This window comes from Sphingopyxis flava (assembly GCF_900168005.1).
Taxonomy (GTDB): Bacteria; Pseudomonadota; Alphaproteobacteria; order Sphingomonadales; family Sphingomonadaceae; genus Sphingopyxis; species Sphingopyxis flava.
Genome location: NZ_FUYP01000007.1, coordinates 105,252 through 123,953, shown reverse-complemented (window position 1 = coordinate 123,953; position 18,702 = coordinate 105,252). Strand labels below are relative to the sequence as shown.

17 protein-coding genes are annotated in these 18,702 nt (G+C 66.3%); all 17 read right to left on the bottom strand.

The window, feature by feature from the left end; genetic code table 11:
• Positions 1-7: 7 nt before the first annotated feature.
• Positions 8-946, bottom strand: coding sequence for a cell division protein FtsQ/DivIB (locus tag B5X69_RS07735; RefSeq protein ID WP_079638138.1), 939 nt, complete (start codon positions 944-946; stop codon positions 8-10).
• Positions 943-1,866 carry a D-alanine--D-alanine ligase gene (locus tag B5X69_RS07730; RefSeq protein ID WP_079638137.1) on the bottom strand — a complete coding sequence of 308 codons (924 nt, stop codon included), beginning with the start codon at positions 1,864-1,866 and terminating at the stop codon, positions 943-945. The genes B5X69_RS07735 and B5X69_RS07730 overlap by 4 nt, the downstream gene beginning before the upstream one ends.
• Complete coding sequence (murB, locus tag B5X69_RS07725) at positions 1,863-2,759, bottom strand: UDP-N-acetylmuramate dehydrogenase (protein ID WP_079638136.1); 897 nt, start codon at positions 2,757-2,759, stop codon at positions 1,863-1,865. Before murB ends, B5X69_RS07730 begins: the two co-directional genes overlap by 4 nt.
• A complete protein-coding gene (gene murC / locus B5X69_RS07720; protein ID WP_079638135.1) occupies positions 2,756-4,186 on the bottom strand; it encodes a UDP-N-acetylmuramate--L-alanine ligase in 1,431 nt (476 codons plus the stop codon). The genes murB and murC overlap by 4 nt, the downstream gene beginning before the upstream one ends.
• Positions 4,186-5,367: an undecaprenyldiphospho-muramoylpentapeptide beta-N-acetylglucosaminyltransferase gene (gene murG, locus B5X69_RS07715; RefSeq protein WP_079638134.1), complete on the bottom strand. Its 1,182-nt coding sequence runs from the start codon at positions 5,365-5,367 to the stop codon at positions 4,186-4,188. Before murG ends, murC begins: the two co-directional genes overlap by 1 nt.
• Positions 5,364-6,602 carry an FtsW/RodA/SpoVE family cell cycle protein gene (locus tag B5X69_RS07710; protein ID WP_176141545.1) on the bottom strand — a complete coding sequence of 413 codons (1,239 nt, stop codon included), beginning with the start codon at positions 6,600-6,602 and terminating at the stop codon, positions 5,364-5,366. Before B5X69_RS07710 ends, murG begins: the two co-directional genes overlap by 4 nt.
• Positions 6,599-7,903 (bottom strand): UDP-N-acetylmuramoyl-L-alanine--D-glutamate ligase, encoded by a 1,305-nt coding sequence (gene murD, locus B5X69_RS07705; RefSeq protein ID WP_079638133.1) that lies wholly within the window; start codon positions 7,901-7,903, stop codon positions 6,599-6,601. Before murD ends, B5X69_RS07710 begins: the two co-directional genes overlap by 4 nt.
• A complete protein-coding gene (mraY, locus tag B5X69_RS07700; RefSeq protein WP_079638132.1) occupies positions 7,900-8,970 on the bottom strand; it encodes a phospho-N-acetylmuramoyl-pentapeptide-transferase in 1,071 nt (356 codons plus the stop codon). Before mraY ends, murD begins: the two co-directional genes overlap by 4 nt.
• Positions 8,970-10,346: a UDP-N-acetylmuramoyl-tripeptide--D-alanyl-D-alanine ligase gene (locus B5X69_RS07695; protein WP_079638131.1), complete on the bottom strand. Its 1,377-nt coding sequence runs from the start codon at positions 10,344-10,346 to the stop codon at positions 8,970-8,972. The genes mraY and B5X69_RS07695 overlap by 1 nt, the downstream gene beginning before the upstream one ends.
• The gene (locus B5X69_RS07690) at positions 10,343-11,782 is read right to left on the bottom strand and encodes a UDP-N-acetylmuramoyl-L-alanyl-D-glutamate--2,6-diaminopimelate ligase (RefSeq protein ID WP_079638130.1); all 1,440 of its coding nucleotides are present in this window, start codon (positions 11,780-11,782) and stop codon (positions 10,343-10,345) included. The genes B5X69_RS07695 and B5X69_RS07690 overlap by 4 nt, the downstream gene beginning before the upstream one ends.
• Positions 11,782-13,476, bottom strand: coding sequence for a peptidoglycan D,D-transpeptidase FtsI family protein (locus B5X69_RS07685; RefSeq protein WP_079638129.1), 1,695 nt, complete (start codon positions 13,474-13,476; stop codon positions 11,782-11,784). The genes B5X69_RS07690 and B5X69_RS07685 overlap by 1 nt, the downstream gene beginning before the upstream one ends.
• A 6-nt stretch (positions 13,477-13,482) precedes the next feature.
• The gene (locus B5X69_RS07680) at positions 13,483-14,136 is read right to left on the bottom strand and encodes a hypothetical protein (RefSeq protein ID WP_079638128.1); all 654 of its coding nucleotides are present in this window, start codon (positions 14,134-14,136) and stop codon (positions 13,483-13,485) included.
• Positions 14,130-15,110 carry a 16S rRNA (cytosine(1402)-N(4))-methyltransferase RsmH gene (gene rsmH / locus B5X69_RS07675; RefSeq protein ID WP_079638127.1) on the bottom strand — a complete coding sequence of 327 codons (981 nt, stop codon included), beginning with the start codon at positions 15,108-15,110 and terminating at the stop codon, positions 14,130-14,132. The genes B5X69_RS07680 and rsmH overlap by 7 nt, the downstream gene beginning before the upstream one ends.
• Complete coding sequence (locus tag B5X69_RS07670) at positions 15,107-15,607, bottom strand: division/cell wall cluster transcriptional repressor MraZ (protein ID WP_079638126.1); 501 nt, start codon at positions 15,605-15,607, stop codon at positions 15,107-15,109. The genes rsmH and B5X69_RS07670 overlap by 4 nt, the downstream gene beginning before the upstream one ends.
• Before the next feature lie 415 nt (positions 15,608-16,022).
• Complete coding sequence (locus B5X69_RS07665) at positions 16,023-17,171, bottom strand: Gldg family protein (protein WP_079638125.1); 1,149 nt, start codon at positions 17,169-17,171, stop codon at positions 16,023-16,025.
• Positions 17,168-17,527, bottom strand: a complete 360-nt coding sequence (locus B5X69_RS07660) for a hypothetical protein (protein WP_245798668.1) — start codon at positions 17,525-17,527, stop codon at positions 17,168-17,170. The genes B5X69_RS07665 and B5X69_RS07660 overlap by 4 nt, the downstream gene beginning before the upstream one ends.
• A 14-nt stretch (positions 17,528-17,541) precedes the next feature.
• Entirely contained in the window at positions 17,542-18,522 is a 981-nt protein-coding gene (locus B5X69_RS07655) for a cysteine synthase A (RefSeq protein ID WP_079638124.1), read from the bottom strand.
• Between the last annotated feature and the right edge of the window lie 180 nt (positions 18,523-18,702).

The following is an 18,702-nucleotide window of genomic DNA, read 5'->3' as shown; positions in this document are numbered from 1 at the left end:
TGGGTCCCTATCCTTCGTTAGCATTGCTCACGGCGAGGGTGTCGGCCGCCTCGCGCGCGGCGTCGAGCTTTGCGGGCGCCACCTGACCCTCGTGCGGCAGGCGTAGCACGAACCTGGCCGGATCGCGCATGTCGAAACGCAATATGCCGCGCCCCAGGAGGCGGTTGGCGCCGTCCATGTGCGCGAACTTGGCCAGCGCTTCTTTCGCCTCGGCCTCGCCCTCGGGCAGCGACAGCGTTTCCCCGCTGCGGAAACGCAAATCCCAGCGGCGATTGCCGACCCAGGTCGCACCCGCGAGAAGCTCCTTGAGACTGCTCGCCTCGGCGAGCAGGCGGTCAAGATCCTGCGAGCGCTGATTTGCCTTCGGCCCGATGACGAGCGGGAGGTCAGGCATCGTCGCGACGCTCACCGCCTCGAGCACCACGCCCTTCTCGTCGATCAGCGACAGGCGCCCGCCATTCTGCCAGATTGCCGCCGGGGTGCGCTCGACGATGTCGACGACGAGCGTATCGGGCAGCCGGCGCGATACGCGAGCATCCTTGATCCAGCCATATTTCATGAGGTCGCGGCGAACATCCTCAAGGTCGACCGCCGCCATCGAGCGATCCTTTTGCGCAAGTGCGATGTCATAGACCTTGAGCCGGTCGATCCGTTCGGCACCGACGACCTCGACCTTCTTGACCTGGAAACCCGCGCGGCCGACCGCTTGCGCCCATTCCTCCTGAACTTTCGCCGTGACCCCGGTTGCGTGCGCGGCAAGCGCAAGGACGCCGGCGAGGCTGAGACCGATGGTCCAGTTGGCGATGCGCTGCAGTGTCGGCGGACTGATCGGCAGCGCGTTGATGACCGCGTCGATGCGCGAGGTCTTGACCCTCCGGCGCTTCTTCGGCGCGCGCGCGGGGCGGCGCGGCGGCGCCTTCGCGCGCTTGATCCGCGTGCTGCTCATAACGCTTCCTCCACGATGCGTTCGACGAGTTCGGCATAGTCGATGCCGATAGCCCGGGCCTGTTCAGGGACAAGGCTGAGCGGGGTCATGCCCGGCTGGGTATTGACCTCGAGCAGGAAGATGCCGGCAAGGCCCTGCTCATCGTCCCAGCGGAAATCGGAGCGCGAGGCACCCTTGCAGCCCAAGAGACGGTGCGCCTCGACCGCGAGCTGCTTCATCCGCTCGGCAATATTGTCGGGTACATCGGCGGGGCAGACATGCTCGGTGAGTCCATCGGTATATTTGGCGTCATAGTCGTAGAAACCCGATTTGACGCGCAGCTCGGTGACGCCGAGCGCCTGATCGCCGAGCACCGCGACAGTCAACTCGCGTCCCTTGATGAAGGGCTCGGCAAGCAGACGGTCGAACTCGCGCCACGGCCCCACGGCGCCGCGCGCGATCGGGTTGCCGTAATTGCTGTCGTCCCGGACGATCGCGACCCCGACCGACGATCCTTCGTTCACCGGCTTCAGCACATAGGGACGCGGCAGGGGATCGCTTGCAAACAGGCTTTCGCTGTCCACCATGGTCCCCGCCGGCATGGGGATGCCATGCGGCACGAGCGCCTGCTTCGTCAATTCCTTGTCGATCGCGATGACCGAGGTGACAAGCCCGCTATGCGTGTATTTGATCCCCATGAGATCGAGCATGCCCTGGACGGTCCCATCTTCTCCCGGGACGCCATGAAGGGCGTTGAACACGATGTCGGGCTTCGCCTCGGCGAGCTTGCGCGCCACGTCGCGGTCCATGTCGATACGCGTGACCTTGTGTCCGCGGCTTTCGAGCGCGTCGGCGACGCCATTGCCGCTCATCAAGGAAACCTCGCGCTCGGCCGACCAGCCGCCCATCAGGACGGCGACATGCCACGGCCCCCGGCTCATTCCGCCTTCCCCACGCGCTGAATCTCCCATTCCAGTTCGATACCGCTCTTCGCCTTGACGCGCCGGCGCACTTCCTCGCCGAGCCTCTCGATGTCCCCGCTCGTCGCGCTGCCGGTGTTGATGAGGAAATTGGTGTGCTTCTCGCTGACCTCGGCGCCGCCGACCCTGAGGCCGCGGCATCCCGCCTCATCGACGAGCTGCCAGGCCTTGCGGCCCTCGGGATTCTTGAAGGTCGAACCGCCGGTCTTCGATCGCAGCGGCTGCGCCGCCTCGCGGCTCGCCGAGATGCGGTCCATCTCGGCCTGAATGTCGGCAGGTTCACCGGGCCGGCCGCGAAAGGTCGCCCCAATAACCACCGCCCCCTCGGGAAGCTCGCTATGGCGATAGGTGTAGCCAAGCCTGGCAGTCGCGAGCGTGCGGCGCTCTCCGGTGCGCAGCACAACATCGGCCTCGACCAATATATCCTTGACCTCGCTGCCATAGGCGCCGCCGTTCATGCGGACAAAGCCGCCGACGGTGCCAGGGATCGAGCGCAGGAACTCAAATCCCGCAATCCCCGCATCGCGCGCTGTCGAAGAAACGAGAATGCCCGACGCCCCGCCGCCGCACCGCAGCGTCACGGCATCGAGCGGCTCGACCTTGGCAAAGGCCTTTCCAAGACGGACGACCACGCCCGGAAAGCCGCCGTCGCGAATGATGAGGTTCGAGCCGAGCCCAAGCGCCATCACCGGGACCGCGGGGTCGAGATCGCGCAGAAAATCGGCAAGATCCTCAGCGTCCTTCGGCTCGAACAGCCAGTCGGCAGGGCCGCCGGACTTGAACCAGACGAGCGGCGCAAGCGGGGCTTTTGCGGTCAGCTTGCCGCGGACGGCAGGAAGGACGGCGGCGTTCATGCCGCCTCCACCGCGGCCGCGAGACCTGCCGCGACCTTGGTAATATCGCCGGCGCCAAGGCAGATGATCCGGTCGCCCGCACCGATGGCGCCCGAACGGATCGCAGCGGCGACGGCCGCAGCGAGCGCAGCCGCATCGGCAACGGTCGCCGCGTGGCGGTGGCCGCGGTCGCGCAGTCCCGCCACGAGGACAGCCGATGACACCTCCTCGATGGGGGTCTCGCCTGCCGCATAGACGGGAAGCGCGAGGACCATGTCGGCGTCGTTGAAGGCCTGCTGGAACTCGTCCATGTGATCGCGCAGGCGGGTGAAGCGATGCGGCTGGACGACGGCGATGACGCGCCCCGCCCCTGCCCCTTCGCGCGCGGCGGAAAGGACGGCGCGAATTTCGACCGGATGATGGGCATAATCATCGATGACCGTGATGACGCCGCCATCCGCCGCGATTTCGCCTACCCGGGTGAAGCGGCGCTTGACCCCGGTAAACCCGCTAAAGCCCGCGGCGATCGTCGCGTCACTCACGCCCATATGCAGCGCGACCGCAATCGCCGCGAGCGCATTCTGGACATTGTGGCGTCCCGACATCGGCAATTGAATATTCTCGATCGTCCGGCTCACACCCTCGCGCTCGCGCACGACGACGTCGAAGCGGTTGCCGTCGGGACCCGGCGTCACATTGGTACCGCGCACATCGGCCTGGGCCGAAAAGCCATAGGTCACGATACGGCGATCGCGGATGCGCGGGATGATCGCTTGTACCTCGGGGTGATCAAGACAGAGCATCGCGGCGCCATAGAAAGGCACATTTTCGATGAACTCGACGAAGGCCGCCTTGATTGCGTCAAAGCTCCCATAATGGTCGAGATGTTCAGGGTCGATGTTGGTGACGACCGCGATCGTGCCATCGAGACGCAGGAAACTGCCGTCGCTCTCGTCCGCCTCGACCACCATCCAGTCCGACGCGCCGAGCCGCGCGTTCGAACCATAATTGTTGATGATGCCGCCATTGATAACCGTCGGGTCGATCCCGCCGGCATCGAGCAGGGCAGCGACCAGGCTGGTCGTGGTCGTCTTGCCGTGCGTGCCCGCGATGGCGACGGTCGATTTGAGGCGCATCAGCTCGGCGAGCATCTCGGCCCGGCGCACGATCGGGATGCGGTGCGCGAGCGCGGCCTCGACCTCGGGATTGCCGCGCTTGACCGCGGTCGAGGTGACGACGACCGCCACCCCCTCGACATTCTCGGCCGCATGGCCGATCGCGACCTTGATCCCGCGCTTGCGAAGACCCTCGACGACATAGCTTTCGGCAATGTCGCTCCCCTGGACCTGATAGCCGAGGTTGTGCATCACCTCGGCGATGCCCGACATGCCGATGCCGCCGATGCCGATGAAATGGATGACGCCGATATCGGTCGCAACGCCGCGCATCAACGGGCCTCCCGCCGCGCCGCCGCGACGCCGCTTGCTGCCGCGCGCTTCGTGCTGGCCCCGACGCGGATCACATCCATGAGCGGCGGCGGCGCGAAGCTTTCGACCAGGTCGGCAAGATCGCGCGTCGCGTTGGGCAGGCCGCAGCGCGCCGCATTGTCCGCCGCCGCCTCGATGGCGCCGGGCTCAAGCGCCATGCGCTGCAGCTGCTTTGCGACATTGGCGGGGGTGAAGTCCGCCTGGGCAAAGGACTGCGCGCCGCCCGCCTCCACAAGATCGGCGACATTGAAGCGTTGGTGGTCGTCCATCGCGTGCGGATAGGGGACGAAGATTGCGGGGCGTCCGGCACAGGCGAGTTCGGCCACCGTCGAGGCCCCCGCGCGTGCAATGACAAGGTGCGCCCAGCGCAGCCGGTCGGGAAAGTCAGCGATATAGGGCGCGCATTCGGCCGCAACGCCGAGTTCGGCATATTTGGCGCGCACCGCGTCGAGATCGGTCTCGCGGGCCTGCTGGACGACCTGCAGGCGATCGAGCAGCGCACGCGGCAGCATCGCCACCGCGGCCGGCACCACCTCGCTCAAGACCGTCGCGCCGAGGCTGCCGCCAACCACGAGCAGCCGGAAAATGCCGTCCTCGGGCAGCGGCGGGAACCCCTCCTCGCGGATCGCGACGATCTCTTCGCGCACCGGATTGCCGGTAAGATGGCGCTTCAGCTCGCATTTTTCGGGAAAGCGGTAGATATTGCGATAGGCAACAGCGATGGCATCGACGCGCGGCGCCATCAGCCGGTTGGTGCGGCCGAGCACCGCATTTTGTTCGTGAACCAGGCTCGGCGTCCTGGTCGCGCGCGCAGCAAGCAGGCTCGGGAGCGACGGATAGCCGCCGAAGCCGACGACGACAGCGGGGTCGAAGGCGCGGATGAGTTCGATCGCCTGCCGGCGCCCCTTGCGTATTGCGAGCGCAGCCTTGACCCAGCCGACAGGGCCACCCGCGACGCGCCCGGCCGGCAGGACATGGGTTTCAACCTCGTCTGGCGCGCCTGGGATTTTGAGACCGCGATCGTCGCTCACCAGCGCGACGCGGTGACCGCGCGCGATCAGTTCTCCTGCCAGTGCATAGGCAGGCAGCATATGCCCGCCGGTGCCGCCGGCGGCGAGGAGGAAGTGGCGCGTCGCGGTCATTTACGGTTCCAGTTGCGGGTCATCGACACGCGCGCCGCATAGGGGTTTCGCCGGGTCAGCGACAAGAGCAAACCCATACCGATCGATAGGGCGAGCATCGACGAGCCGCCATAGCTGATGAAGGGCAGCGTCATGCCCTTTGACGGGAAGAGCTGGGTGTTAACCGCCATGTTGATCACCGCTTGCCCCCCGAACTGTGCGACGAGCCCGCAGACCGCAAGAATGAGAAAACTGTCTTCCTCGTCGAGCAGGCGGACAAGCACGCGGACGATGATTGCGAGATAGAGCACTGCGATCGCGATGCACGCGATGATCCCGAACTCCTCGCCGATCACCGAGAAGATATAGTCGGTATGCGCCTCGGGAAGCTGGAATTTGGCAAGCCCCGCGCCCGGGCCGGTGCCGATCAGCCCGCCCGCGGTGAGCGTCGCATGGGCCTTGTCGACTTGGAAACTGTCGCCCTCGGCAAAGAGCCAGATGTTGATGCGCTGCTGCGCCACCGGATAGAAGAAATAGGCAAGAACGAGCCCGATGAGCCCTGCGACGCCAAGCCCCGCCATGATCCGCATCGAAAGGCCGGCCACGAGCACAAGCACGAACCAGCTTGCTGCGAAGATGATCGTCTGGCCAAGGTCGGGCTGCGCCATGAGAAGCACCGCGATGACGCCGGTCAGAACGAAAGACAAGGGTACAACGGGCAAGCTCTGGTCGTGAAGACGAAGCGAGAGGACCCACGCAAGCGAGACCGCGAAAAAGGGCTTCAGAAACTCCGAGGGCTGGAGTCGGAACATGCCGCTCCCGATCCAGCGCTGCGCGCCGTTCACCGAGGTGCCGATCAGCGGAACGAGAAAGAGCAGCGCGAGAAAGATCATCGTCCCATAGATGGCGAAGCGCCGCGCCTGCGGCTTGGGCAGCATCGAGATGCCGAGCATGACCGGCACGCCGACAATCACCCACATCAGCTGGCGATAGAAATAATAGAGTGGATCAAGGCTCGCGGTGGTCGTCGAGAGCTTCTGCGCCGCGACAGGGGAGGCCGCGGCGACCGCGACGAGACCGATCGCGATCAGCATCGAGACGAGCAGCAGCAGCACCCGGTCGATTTCCCAGAACCACAGGCCAAGCGGCGTGCGGTCGGCGCGGCTGAGGCGCGGGCCGCGGCGCTTGACGCTGCGCGTGGTCGCGATAATTGGCCGCTCGCCTGCCCTGTCCATATGATCGATCCCCCCCTTCATGCGGAAAGCCCCCGCACGAGGCTGCGGAACTGGTCGCCGCGCGCCGCATAATCGAGAAACTGGTCGAATGAGGCGCAGGCCGGCGAAAGCAGGACAATGTCCCCGCTCTCGGCCGATGCAGCCGCATGGGCGACCGCTGTGGCAAGATCGCCGGCGCGGTCGACGGGGATGGCATCGCCGATTTCCGCCGCAAAGCCCTCCATCGCCTCGCCGATCAGATAGGCGCGTTTGACATGGCCGAACCAGGGGCGGCACGCCTCGAGCCCGTCCCCCTTTGCCTGCCCACCAGCGATCCAGTGCAGACGCTGGTCCGGCGCCGGCGGAAACGCCGCCAGCGCCGGTGCAGCGGAAGCCGCGTTGGTCGCCTTGCTGTCATTGAACCAGCGGACGCCAGCGACTTCGCCGACCAATTCCATCCGATGCGGGAGCGCGTGATATGTTGCAAGCCCCTGTTCGATCGCCGTGTCATCGAGCCCCAGCACGCGGCACACCGCGATCGCGCACACCGCGTTTTGCGCATTATGCGGCCCCTGCAGCGCAGGCCAGCGCGCCTGGTCGGCAGGGTCGACGTCCTTCGCCGAAACGCGGAAAAGTCGGTGGCTGATGTGACTTGCGATACTCTTCGACCGGTCATCGTCGATCGCAACGATCGCGACCTGATCCTTGTGCTGAAGGCTGAACAGACGGGCCTTTGACGCTGCATAGCCTGCAAAGTCATCATAGCGGTCGAGATGGTCGGGCGTGATGTTGGTGAGCACTGCAACGTCCGCTGCGAGACTGTGCGCGAGGTCGATCTGATAGCTCGACAACTCGAGAACATAGACCCCGCCTTCGGGAAGCGGATCGCGGGCGAGGATCGGCAGACCGATATTGCCCCCCATCAACGCGGGCACGCCCGCGCTTTCGAGCATATGGGTAACAAGCGCGGTGACCGTCGACTTGCCGTTGGTGCCGGTAATGCCGACGACCCGGTGCGGGGGAAGATCCGCGCGCGCCTCGGCGAATAGTTCAATGTCACCGATCACCGGCACGTGCGCCGCACGCGCATGGGCAGTGATCGGGTGGCGGTTGAGCGGCACGCCCGGCGAGACGACGACGCCGGCGAAGCCGACAAGATCAATTTCCAGCGGATCGCCGATGTCCGCGCCCAGCGCCATCGCCGCGTCGCGCGCATCCTCGCGCATGTCCCAGGCGGTGACCCCGGCGCCGCTAGCGACAAGCGCCTCGACGGTCGCCAGCCCCGAGCGCGCCAGTCCCAGCACCGCGTAGCGGCGACCGGCAAAGGCGCGCGCGGTAATCACCGCAGCTTGAGCGTCGCGAGCCCCGCGAGCGCGAGGACGATCGAGACGATCCAGAAGCGGATGACGACGGTGGATTCGGGCCATCCGAGCTGTTCGAAATGATGATGGATGGGCGCCATGCGGAAGACCCGCCTGCCGGTCCTTTTGTACCAGAAGACCTGGATGATCACCGAGAGCGCCTCGACGACGAAGAGCCCCCCGACGAGGACGAGCACCAGCTCGTGCTGCGCGGTCACCGCAATGGTCGCGAGCGCCCCGCCCAGTGCAAGCGAGCCGGTATCGCCCATGAAGACGGCGGCGGGAGGCGCATTGAACCACAGGAAGGCGAGGCAGGCTCCGATGATCGAGGCGGCAAAAATCGCAAGCTCGCCCGCGCCCGGCACATGCGGAATGCCGAGATAGGCTGCAAATTTTGCGTTGCCCGAGAGATAGACGATGACGAGGAAGGCGAGGCTTGCAATGATGACCGGAAAGGTCGCAAGCCCATCGAGCCCGTCGGTCAGGTTCACCGCATTGCCGAAACCGACGATCAGCACCATCGCAAAGACATAGTAGAGCGGACCCAGCGGAACATAGATGTCATTGAAGAAGGGCAGATAAAGGTCGGTGCCGGTCCGCGAGACGATCAGCAGAACCGCAATGCCGGCGATTGCAAATTCGAGCAGCAGCCTGACCCGCCCCGGAATCCCCCTGTGGCTCGCCTTGGTCACCTTGTCGAGATCGTCGAGAAAACCGACGACGGCAAATCCGCCGGAGACGAAGATGCACGCCCAGACGAAACGGTTCGACAGATCCATCCAGAGCAGTGCCGATATCATCAGCGCAATGAGGATCATCAGCCCGCCCATCGTCGGCGTGCCCTTTTTGGCAAGATGACTCTGCGGCCCGTCGTCACGGATCGGCTGCCCCTTTCCCTGCCGCATCCGCAGCATCAGGATGAAGCGGGGACCGATCCACAGCCCGATGATCAGCGCGGTCGCCACCGCGGCTCCCGAGCGGAAGCTCAGGTAGCGAATAAGGTTGAGCGCCCCCGGAAAGCCAAGCCATTCCGCCAGCCAGTACAGCATCAATAATCCCCGTTGGTCAGCGCCGTCACGACGTGCGACAGGCCGACACTGTTCGATCCCTTGACCAGCACGACGTCGCCGGCGCGGATCACGTCCCGGAGCCGCGCGGCCGCGGCCGAATGGCCGGGCACATGCTCGAAATCGATGCGCCCCTCAAGTGCTTTGGCGAGCGGGGCCATCTCTTCGCCCACGAGCAGGGCGAACTGCACTCCGGCTGCGACGAGCGGATCGGCAAGGCCGGCGTGATAGGCCTCTGCGCCCGCGCCGAGCTCCTTCATCGCGCCGAGAATCGCCACCTTGCGACCGGCAGATTCGTCCCCGAGCTGGCCGATGGTCGCCGCCATCGATGCGGGATTGGCATTGTAGCTTTCGTCGATGAGGAGGATCGTGCCGCCCTGCGCAGCGATGCGATGCCGCGCGCCGCGTCCGGCAAGGCCTGCCATTTCGGCAAAAGCAAGGCCCGCGGCGGGAAGATCGCCGCCGACCGCCTTGACCGCGGCCAGCACCGCGAGCGCATTGGAAACCCAGTGCGCGCCTGCCTGCGCGATGGTGAAGCAGAGCAGCGCGTCCTGCACCTGCGCGGTAACCAGCGATCCGCCCTGCCCGTCGGACAGCCAGTCGACCGCCCGCACGTCGGCGCCCTCGCCGAGACCGAAGCTCACGACATGCGCGGCGTGCATTTGCGCCTTTGCGCGCAGCCGGTCGTAATGCACACTGTCGAAGGGAAGGATCGCTGTGCCGCCGGGCTCAAGCCCTTCGAAAATTTCGCCCTTCGCATCCGCGATCGCTTCTTCGCTGCCGAAATATTCCATATGCGCAGGCGCGATCGTGGTGACAATGGCGACGTGCGGCCGCACCATGCGGGTCAGCGCCGCAAGCTCGCCTGCATGGTTCATCCCCATTTCGAAAATGCCGTAATCGGCGGTCGACGGCATGCGCGCGAGGCTGAGCGGCACTCCCACATGATTATTGTAGCTCTTGACCGAGCGGTGCGCCTTGCCGGGACGGAAGCGATCGAGGGCGGCGAAAAGCGCCTCCTTGGTCCCGGTCTTGCCCGCCGAGCCGGTGACGCCGATGACCCGGCCATGACAGCGCGCCCGCGACGCGGCGCCAAGGGCGTTCAGCGCAGCAACGCTATCGGTGACCTGGACATGGGGATGGTCGACCGCGGTCTCGCAGACGATTCCGGCGGCCCCCGCAGCGATCGCCTTTTCGATGAATTTGTGGCCGTCGGTCTCCTCGCCCCTCATGGCGATGAACAGGTCACCTTTCGTAACTTCGCGCGAATCGAACGCAACGCCCTGCACGGTGAAGTCACCGCTCGCCGTACCGCCCGTTGCGGCCGCAATCGCGCGCGCGGTCCAGAGCGGCGTCATGCTGCCGCTTCCCGGGCGACATCGACATCGTCGAACGGGATGACGCGCATGTCGGCGCCTGCCCCCACGATCTGGCCCTGCTCGTGCCCCTTTCCCGCGATGCAGATAATGTCGTCGGCGCCCGCCTGCGCGATCGCGGCGGAAATCGCGGCGCGGCGGTCGCCGATCACCTCGGCCCCTGGCGCCGCTTTAGCGATGGCGGCCCGGATCAGCGCAGGATCCTCGCCGCGGGGATTGTCGTCGGTGATGATGAGGAGATCCGCTTTTCTGGCAGCGATCCGGCCCATTTCAGGGCGTTTGTCCTTGTCCCGGTCGCCGCCGGCGCCGAAGACCAGGATCAGGCGGCCGCGCGCATGCGGGCGCAGCGCGTCGAGCGCGGCCTCGATCGCATCGGGGGTATGTGCATAATCGACATAGACCGGCGCGCCCGCGCGGGTGATGGTCGCACGCTCAAGGCGCCCGCGCACCGGCTGAAGCCGCGCAAGATTGGCAAGCGTGCGCTGCGTGTCGCCACCGGTCGCGATGACGAGGCCGGCAGCGACAAGCGCATTGGCAACCTGATAGGCTCCGATGAGCGGCAGGCTGACTTTCTGCGTGAGATCGCCCGCCGCAATGACAAGCGACTGCCCGAGCTGCGTCGGCTCGCGCGACATGAGGCGAAGCGCGTCGCCTTCGGCGCCCACCGTCATCAGCGCCGCGCCGCGCGCGCGCGCCGCATCGACCACCCTCTTCGAATAGGCATCGTCGGTCCAGACGACCGCCGTTCCGCTCGCCTCGAGCACCTCCGAAAAGAGCCGGAGCTTGGCCGCGAGATAAGCCTCCATCGTGCCATGATAATCGAGGTGATCATGGCTGAGATTGGTAAAGGCGGCCGCCTTCACCGGCAGCCCCTCGGTGCGATACTGGTCGAGGCCGTGGCTCGAGGCCTCGAACGCAGCATGCGTCACCCCCTCGGCGGCGAGCCCCGACATGTTGGAGAGGAAGGTGACGATGTCAGGCGTCGTGTGTCCGGTCGAGGCGCGCTCGTTCGAAGTCGTGATGCCGAGCGTGCCCACCGAGGCGGCATTGAAGCCGGCCATCCGCCAGAGCTGGCGCGTCATCTCGACCGTAGAGGTCTTGCCGTTGGTGCCGGTGACCGCGACGCAGGTCGCGGGAAAGCGGCGGAAGAAGCGGGCAGCGATTTGCGCAAAGGCGCGGCGCGGATTGGCGTCAGCGATGTGCACGGCGCCCTCGACGCGGGCTTCGGGCCGCGCAACGACAGCGACCGCGCCGGCTTCGACAGCGGCGCGAATGAAATCCTCGCCGTTGAATTTCGCGCCCGCAAAGGCCCCGAAGATCGTGCCCGGCGCGACCTTGCGATGGTCGATGGCGAGGCCGGTGACCACAGGGTCGGCGTTGAGGGGAGCCGGAGAGTCGATCAGCGCCGCGAGACGCATCAGTCCGCTTTCCCGTTCTTCCAGAGAAGTGGAGTGAGCTCGGACACGTCGACGTCGCGGCTCTCGTCAGGAAAGACGCCAAGCATCGGACCCGCGCGCGTTACGACCTGCTTCACCACCGGCGCTGCCGTATAGCCCGCGGTGCGCTGGCCAAAGCTGAAGGCGTTGCCCTTGGGTTCGTCGATCATCACGAGCACGACATAGCGCGGCTTGTCCATCGGGAAGGCGGCGGCAAAGGTCGAGACGAGCGAGTGACGCCGATAGCCGCCCGCGCCCGGCTTTTCGGCGCTGCCCGTCTTGCCGCCGACACGAAAGCCCGGCGCGTCGGCCCGGCGCCCGGTGCCGTCGGACACGATCAGACGCAAAAGCTGGCGCATCCGGGCGCTGGTCGATGCCTTGAACACGCGGCGTCCTTGCGGCGGGGTCTTGTCGCCGAGCTTGAGCACGGTTGCGGGGCGGTAGATGCCGCCATTGACCAGCGCGGCATAGGCGCTGGCAAGATGCAGCGGGGTCACCGCGATACCGTGGCCGTAGCTTGCCGTCATCGTCGTGACGCGTCCCCAGTCCCTCGGCCACAGCGGAAAGGCGCGTTCCTTGAGTTCGATTTTCGGGCGCCCGTCGAATTCGAGGTTGCGGAACAATTCCTCCATCTTCTCGCGGCCAAGCTCGTCGCCGATCTGCGCGGTCACGATGTTCGAGCTGTGGATGAGCGTTTCCGGCACGTTGAGCCAGCGGTTCATCATGTGCGAATCGCGGATCCGGAAACCTGCAATCGCCAGCGGCTTGGTCGCATCGTACCGCTTTGCCATGCTCGTCACGACACCATTGTCGATGGCCGCGCCGACGGTCAGCGGCTTGAAGGTCGAGCCCAGTTCGTAAAGATTATAGGTCACCGCGTTGCGGCGTGCGGCCATATTGCCGCCGACCAGCTTGTTCGGATTATAGGTAGGCAGCGAAGTCATCGCCAGCACTTCGCCCGTATGGACATCGAGGATGATGCCCGCCCCGCCGACCGCTTCCAAATTGGTCACAGCCGAGCCCAATTCGCTTTCGAGCACGCCCTGGACGCGCGCATCGATGGACAGCGCAAGCGGCTCTCCCCGGGTTGCCTTGTCGGTCAGCCGGTTCTCGAACGCGCCCTCGACTCCAGTGACGCCCTGGCCATCGGCATTGGTGAAGCCGAGAACATGCGCCGCCAAGGTCAGCTGCGGATAGAGGCGCTCCTTCTCGCGCGGGAAGTCGAAGCCGATGTCGCCGATCGCGTTTACGGCGGCGACCTGGTCGGGCAGCGCGCGGCGACGGATATAGGTGGGGCGCGGTCCGGTCAGCTTGGCAAGCAGATCCTCGCGCGGCATGTCGGGAAAGATGCGGTGCAGTTCGCCCGCCAGATATTCAGGGTCGTTGAGCAGCTTTTCGGGCACGACCCGGATCGAGTAGCCGTCGATCGTGCGCGCGAGCGGCACACCGTTGCGGTCGACGATGTCGGCGCGCGCGGGCACGAAGGCGGTCGAGGCCGAGCCATGCCCCGAGCCGGTGTCGAACAGGGCAAAATAGAGAAGCCGCAGCGAAATGAGAAAAAGGGCCGCCATGAAAAGCAGCATCAGGATCATCAGCCGCTGCTGCGCGGTCAGCAAAATCTGCTGCCGCACCCCCGCGGTTCGAACCCTTGCCGGACGGACGACCAGCGTGTTCATTGCGCCTTACCGGCCCCCCGCAGCTTCCGCCGCCGCGCCGCGCTTCAGCGCCGCGAGGGTCGAATCAGAGAGGAGCTGATCTTCGATCAAGCGCAGCTGTTCCTGCCGGCGGCTATGAGCCAGGCGGGGCGACGTGTCGGCGCGGACAGCCGCTTGAGTGTCCGCCTGGGCAAGCTGGATCGGCTTGGGCGCTGCCGCCTTGGTCGCCGCTGCCTTTTTAGGAGCAGGCTTCACGGCCGCCGCGGTCGCGGCAGGCGCGGGCTCGGCGGCGGCAGGCGCGGGCTCGGCGGAAGCAGGCGCGGCGACGGGGCTCACCATCGCCATCAGCACCGGCGCGACATCATTCGCACCTTTCGCGCGCGGCAGACGGTCGAGCGACGCGAGCTGGCGTTCGCTTGAGAGATATTGTTCGGCGGTCGGCGCCGAATAGCCGAAGCTTTCCGCATTCCACTGCTCGAGCTGGCGCATCGAGGCACGCACCGCGAGCTCGGATTCGAGGTAGCGGATATTGTCACGTGCACTCGCGATCTGCTTGTTGATCTGCGCAAGCTCGCTGCGCGTCGCCGCCACCTTGAGCGATACAGGGTAGAGCATCATTGCGAAGATCAGAACTAGAAGCACCAGGCCGATTCCCTGGAGCTTGCGAGCCGCCATCAGCATGAGATTGCCTCCTTTGTCGTCGTGCCGCCCGACCAGGCGGGAGCGGCAGTGCGGACCGCGCTACGCAATGTGGCCGACCGGGCACGCGGGTTGCGCGCCTCCTCGGCCTTGCCCGGACGCACCTTGCGGGCCGGGGGGTGGAAAGTTGCGGCCCGCGCCGGAGGGGCGAGCGCGGGCCGGTGGCGCGAAGCGCGGACATCGCCACCGCTGCGTTCGCGCAGGAAAGATTTCACGATCCGATCTTCGGTGCTGTGGAAGCTGACCACCGCGAGGCGGCCGCCCGGGCGCAGCAGCCGCTCGGCCGCCTCAAGCCCCGCCTTAAGCTCGTCAAGTTCGGCGTTTATGTGAATGCGGATCGCCTGAAAGCTTTTCGTCGCAGGGTCCTTGGGAGCCCCGGGAGGATGGCGCAGCGCCTTGCGGATGACGCTGGCCAGTTCGCCGGTGCGCGACAAGGGCCGCGCGGCGACGATCGCGCGCGCCACGCGGCGCGACTGGCGCTCGTCGCCGTAATGGTAAAGGACGTCGGCGATCTCGGCTTCGTCCGCACGGTTGAGCCAGTCGGCAGCACTTTCGCCTTCCTGCGCCATGCGCATGTCGAGCGGGCCGTCCTTCTGAAAGGAGAAGCCGCGTTCGTCACGGTCGAGCTGCATCGAGGAAACGCCGATGTCGAAGACGATGCCGTCGACCGCCTCGATCCCGCGCTCGCCGAGCAGCCGGTCGATCTCACCGAAGCGCCCGTGAACCAGCGTCAGCTTGCCGCCTGCCTCGGCGACCAGCGCCTGCCCCTCGGCGATCGCGTCGGGGTCGCGATCGCAGGCGACCACCGCGGCACCGGCGGCGAGCATTGCGCGGGTGTAGCCCCCGGCACCGAAGGTCGCATCGGCGTGGCGCTCGCCGGGCGTGATCGCCAGCGCGGCGATCACCTCTTCGCGAAGCACCGGGTCGTGACGGGGATCGCGGGGAAGCTCGCTCATTTGCGTCCCTTCCCTTTCGTCTCGGCCCAATTGGCGGCGAGACGCCGGAGCACCGGATCCGCCTCGGCGCAGTCCGCAAGCGTCGGCAGCCACCAGATTTCGAAGCGCCGTCCAGAACCCACAAAGGCGGTCGCGCCGGCATCGCCGACGCGGTCGCGCGCAGTGAAATTGGGAAGGAAGCGCCCGCTGTCGTCGAGCGTATAGGCCTCGGTGTAGCTGAAGCGCTGCTTGAACGCCTCATCCTCGTCAAAGTCGAGATTGCGCGCGAGCGCTGCCGCGCGATCGCGCTCGATCTCGTCGGAGAGGCGATCATATTGGTCGTGTCCATAAGCGACCAGACAGGGCAGTTTCTCGTGGAAACCTACCCATAGCACGCGCTGACCGTCCGCATTGAGGGGCACATTGTTGCGGAATTGCGAGGGCACGGCGATGCGTCCCTTGCCGTCGATCGCGGCGAAATTGGTGCCCGAGTACCGGCCGGGCGTCACAATCGCCATCGCTGTCGCCCCCGTTTCCTCGCGCCACCGGGCAATACTTCCCTGTCGCCGGAATCGCAGGATTCCGAAGCGAAAGACTCAGGCGGAGATTGCCCCTCTCCGATTCCTGCCTATCAACTATGGATCGGGGTGGAAAGGGGAAAATTAGGGTGAATTGGGGAATCCGGCCCCAATTTGCCGCAATATTAAATGGAAACGGGGCCGCGGGGGATCGTTCCGGGTCGCAAACCGCGGCGCGGGAGGCTTGAGCCGACCGGGCCGGATGGGCCGGGACGCGGGCACCCAGCTTTGCCGGGGGCGCGGCCGAGACGCCTTGGAGCAAAGCCATCCCCTGCGCTCGGCCGAGAAGAAAAGACGGCGCATGAAGGGCTCCAGCGTCCTGCGGGGCGCTTCCCCGCGACGCGGAAAGCAAGTTTCAGGATCGAGGCGCGCGGACCCAGATCGGGTTGAGCAGTGCGGCGGCCGCATCCTCCCCGCGCAGGTGCGCGGCCAGCCACTCCATCGTGTCGGCGCGCCGAAGATGGTCTGCACCTCGGACCGCCGGCTGCCACAAGGGCGCGAAAAGCAGGTCGGCGTCGCCGACCAGCCAGGCCTCGCCCGCGCCGATCCGGCATTGCGCGATGCGCTCTCCTGCAAAAGTCGCGCAGCCGGGCGGAAGACGTTCAAAGCGCCCGGCGCTGAAGAGCCGGAGCCTGCGGCCGTCCACATCATGAGCCTCGGCGGCTCGCTCGCCGACGGGCGCAGCGCCCAGCGTTATGCCCCAATGATCGAGCAAAGGCGTCAGAAGGCTGGTTACCGGCGGATTGCGCGGATCGCCGAGCGGGTGTCGGGCCGGCCAGCCCGAGAGCGCGTCGGCGAGGATCACCGCGCGGCCGCCTCCGCGCACGAAAGCATCGACCGCGACAAGCTCGCGCGGGGCGAGCGCACGCGGGTGTGCAAGCAGAAGCGTGCCCCCCGGGCGCGGAACATGGTCGGCAAGACTGTCCACGAGCAGGACCGGTCCGTCCGCTTCGATCCGTGAAAGCGCGGGATCGTCCTGCGCGCCGGCCGCGATCATCTCAGGCAAATCATCTCCTGCCCAGCGGAGCGGAAGGCCGGTGAGCATGGTGACGACCGGCGCCCCCGTCAGGGGCGCTGGCGCGCGGTAGAGGCGCGCAAGAAGGGCATGGCTGGCGACAAACCAGACCGCGGCCGCGAGCACGGCGACCAGGACCCGAAGGAAGCGCCTCGATTTGCGCCGCCGCATGGTCGCCTCGAACAAGAAGCTGGCCACGCAGCTTGCGGCAAGAATGAGCGCGATCTGGCCCAGTCCCGGGCGCCCGGCCAGGAGCGCGGCGAGCGTGCCCTGCCCGACCGCAATGGCAATCAGCACCGCAATGATCGTGCGCTTCTTGAGGCCGGGCGGATCATCGCGCTGCCACAGGGCGAGCAGCAGCATCGGCAAGGGAAGGAGCGGCAGCGCCAGCGCCGGATCGACACGGCCGAGCGCGCGCTGGCTGCCCGCTAGCCAGGTCAGCAAAAGAAGCAGCGCCGCAATGCAAAGCGGGCGCAGGCGCGCAATCACTGCTTGGCTTGGCGCGCGCGCTGCAATTCGGGGTCGGGCTGCAGGTCGGGGACGGTCGGAACCGTCTGCGGAATCTTCACCGCGACCGCCTCATTCTCGTCCTTCGACACCGGCTGGACGCCGAGTTCCTCAAGCGGCGCGCTCGGTGCCTTCGAGGGGTCGCCCGGCATCTTGACCTCGGTGGACACGGGCGCGTCGGCCGCCGCCTTTTCGCGCGCCCGCTCGCCGATCAGCCCGGCGAGACCGACGAGCAACAGCACGATGACGAGGCCCGCGACGCCAATCTGCAGCCGCCGCATCGTATCATGCTCGGGCGTCGCCGCCGCGGCGGGCGCCTTCGCAGGGGTTTCGGTCAAAATGCCCGCTCGCCTCACGCCTGATCCTCCGCCAGTCCCTTGCTCGCCAGCCACTCGGGGTTGTAGAGCGTCGAGAGATAGCGAAACCCGCTGTCGCAAAGGATGGTTGCGATGCGCTTGCCAGGTCCGAGCTGGCGCGCAAGGGCCATCGCGCCCGCGACGTTGATGCCCGACGAAAGGCCAAGGCACAGCCCCTCTTCGTTGAGCAGTTGCCGCACGACAGCGAGCCCTTCGATATCGGAGATGCGAAATTGCGTATCGATCGGCGCGCCTTCGAGATTGGCGGTGATGCGGTTCTGGCCGATCCCCTCGGCGACGCTCGATCCCACAGGTTTCAGCTCGCCGCACTTGTAATAGTTGTAAAGGCCTGCGCCGTGCGGATCGGTGAGGGCCACGGTGATCTTTTCATTCTTCGCCTTCAGCCCGAGACCCGTCCCGGCAATCGTTCCGCCGGTCCCGGCAGCGCAGGTGAAGCCGTCGATGCGCCCGCCCATCTGCTCCCATATCTCCTCGGCCGTGCCGAAGATATGCGCCTTGCGGTTTGCGATATTGTCGAACTGGTTGGCCCAGATCGCATTGTCGGTTTCCTCGGCAATGCGGCGCGAGGTGTGGACGAAATGACCTGGGTTCGCGAAGGGCGCGGGCGGCACGAGGACGAGTTCGGCGCCGAGCGCGCGGATCGTCGCCATCTTCTCAGCGCTCTGATTGTCGGGCATGACGATGATCGTCTTGTAGCCAAGCGCGTTGGCAACGAGCGCAAGGCCGATGCCCGTGTTCCCCGCCGTCCCCTCGACGATTGTCCCGCCGGGCCGCAGGCTTCCATTCGCTTCGGCGTCGCGCACGATATAAAGGGCGGCGCGATCCTTCACCGATCCGCCCGGATTGGCATATTCGCACTTGCCCCAGATTTCGCATCCGGTCGCTTCGCTCGGTCCCTTGAGGAGCACCAGCGGCGTGTGACCAATCAGGTCCAGGCTGTTTTCCGCAATGATCATGTCCCTGATCTAAGCCCGCACCCCATCCATCGCAAGACAGCTTCGCTTGCCCCCGCCGAGACTTGCCTTTGTCGACGAGCGCGCCGCAAGCAGGGACGAACGGCAGGTCAAAACCAAACCGAGGGGTTGTGCCTGTAACAATATATCATTACTGGGCACCCCCCAGCGAAAGCCAGTAAA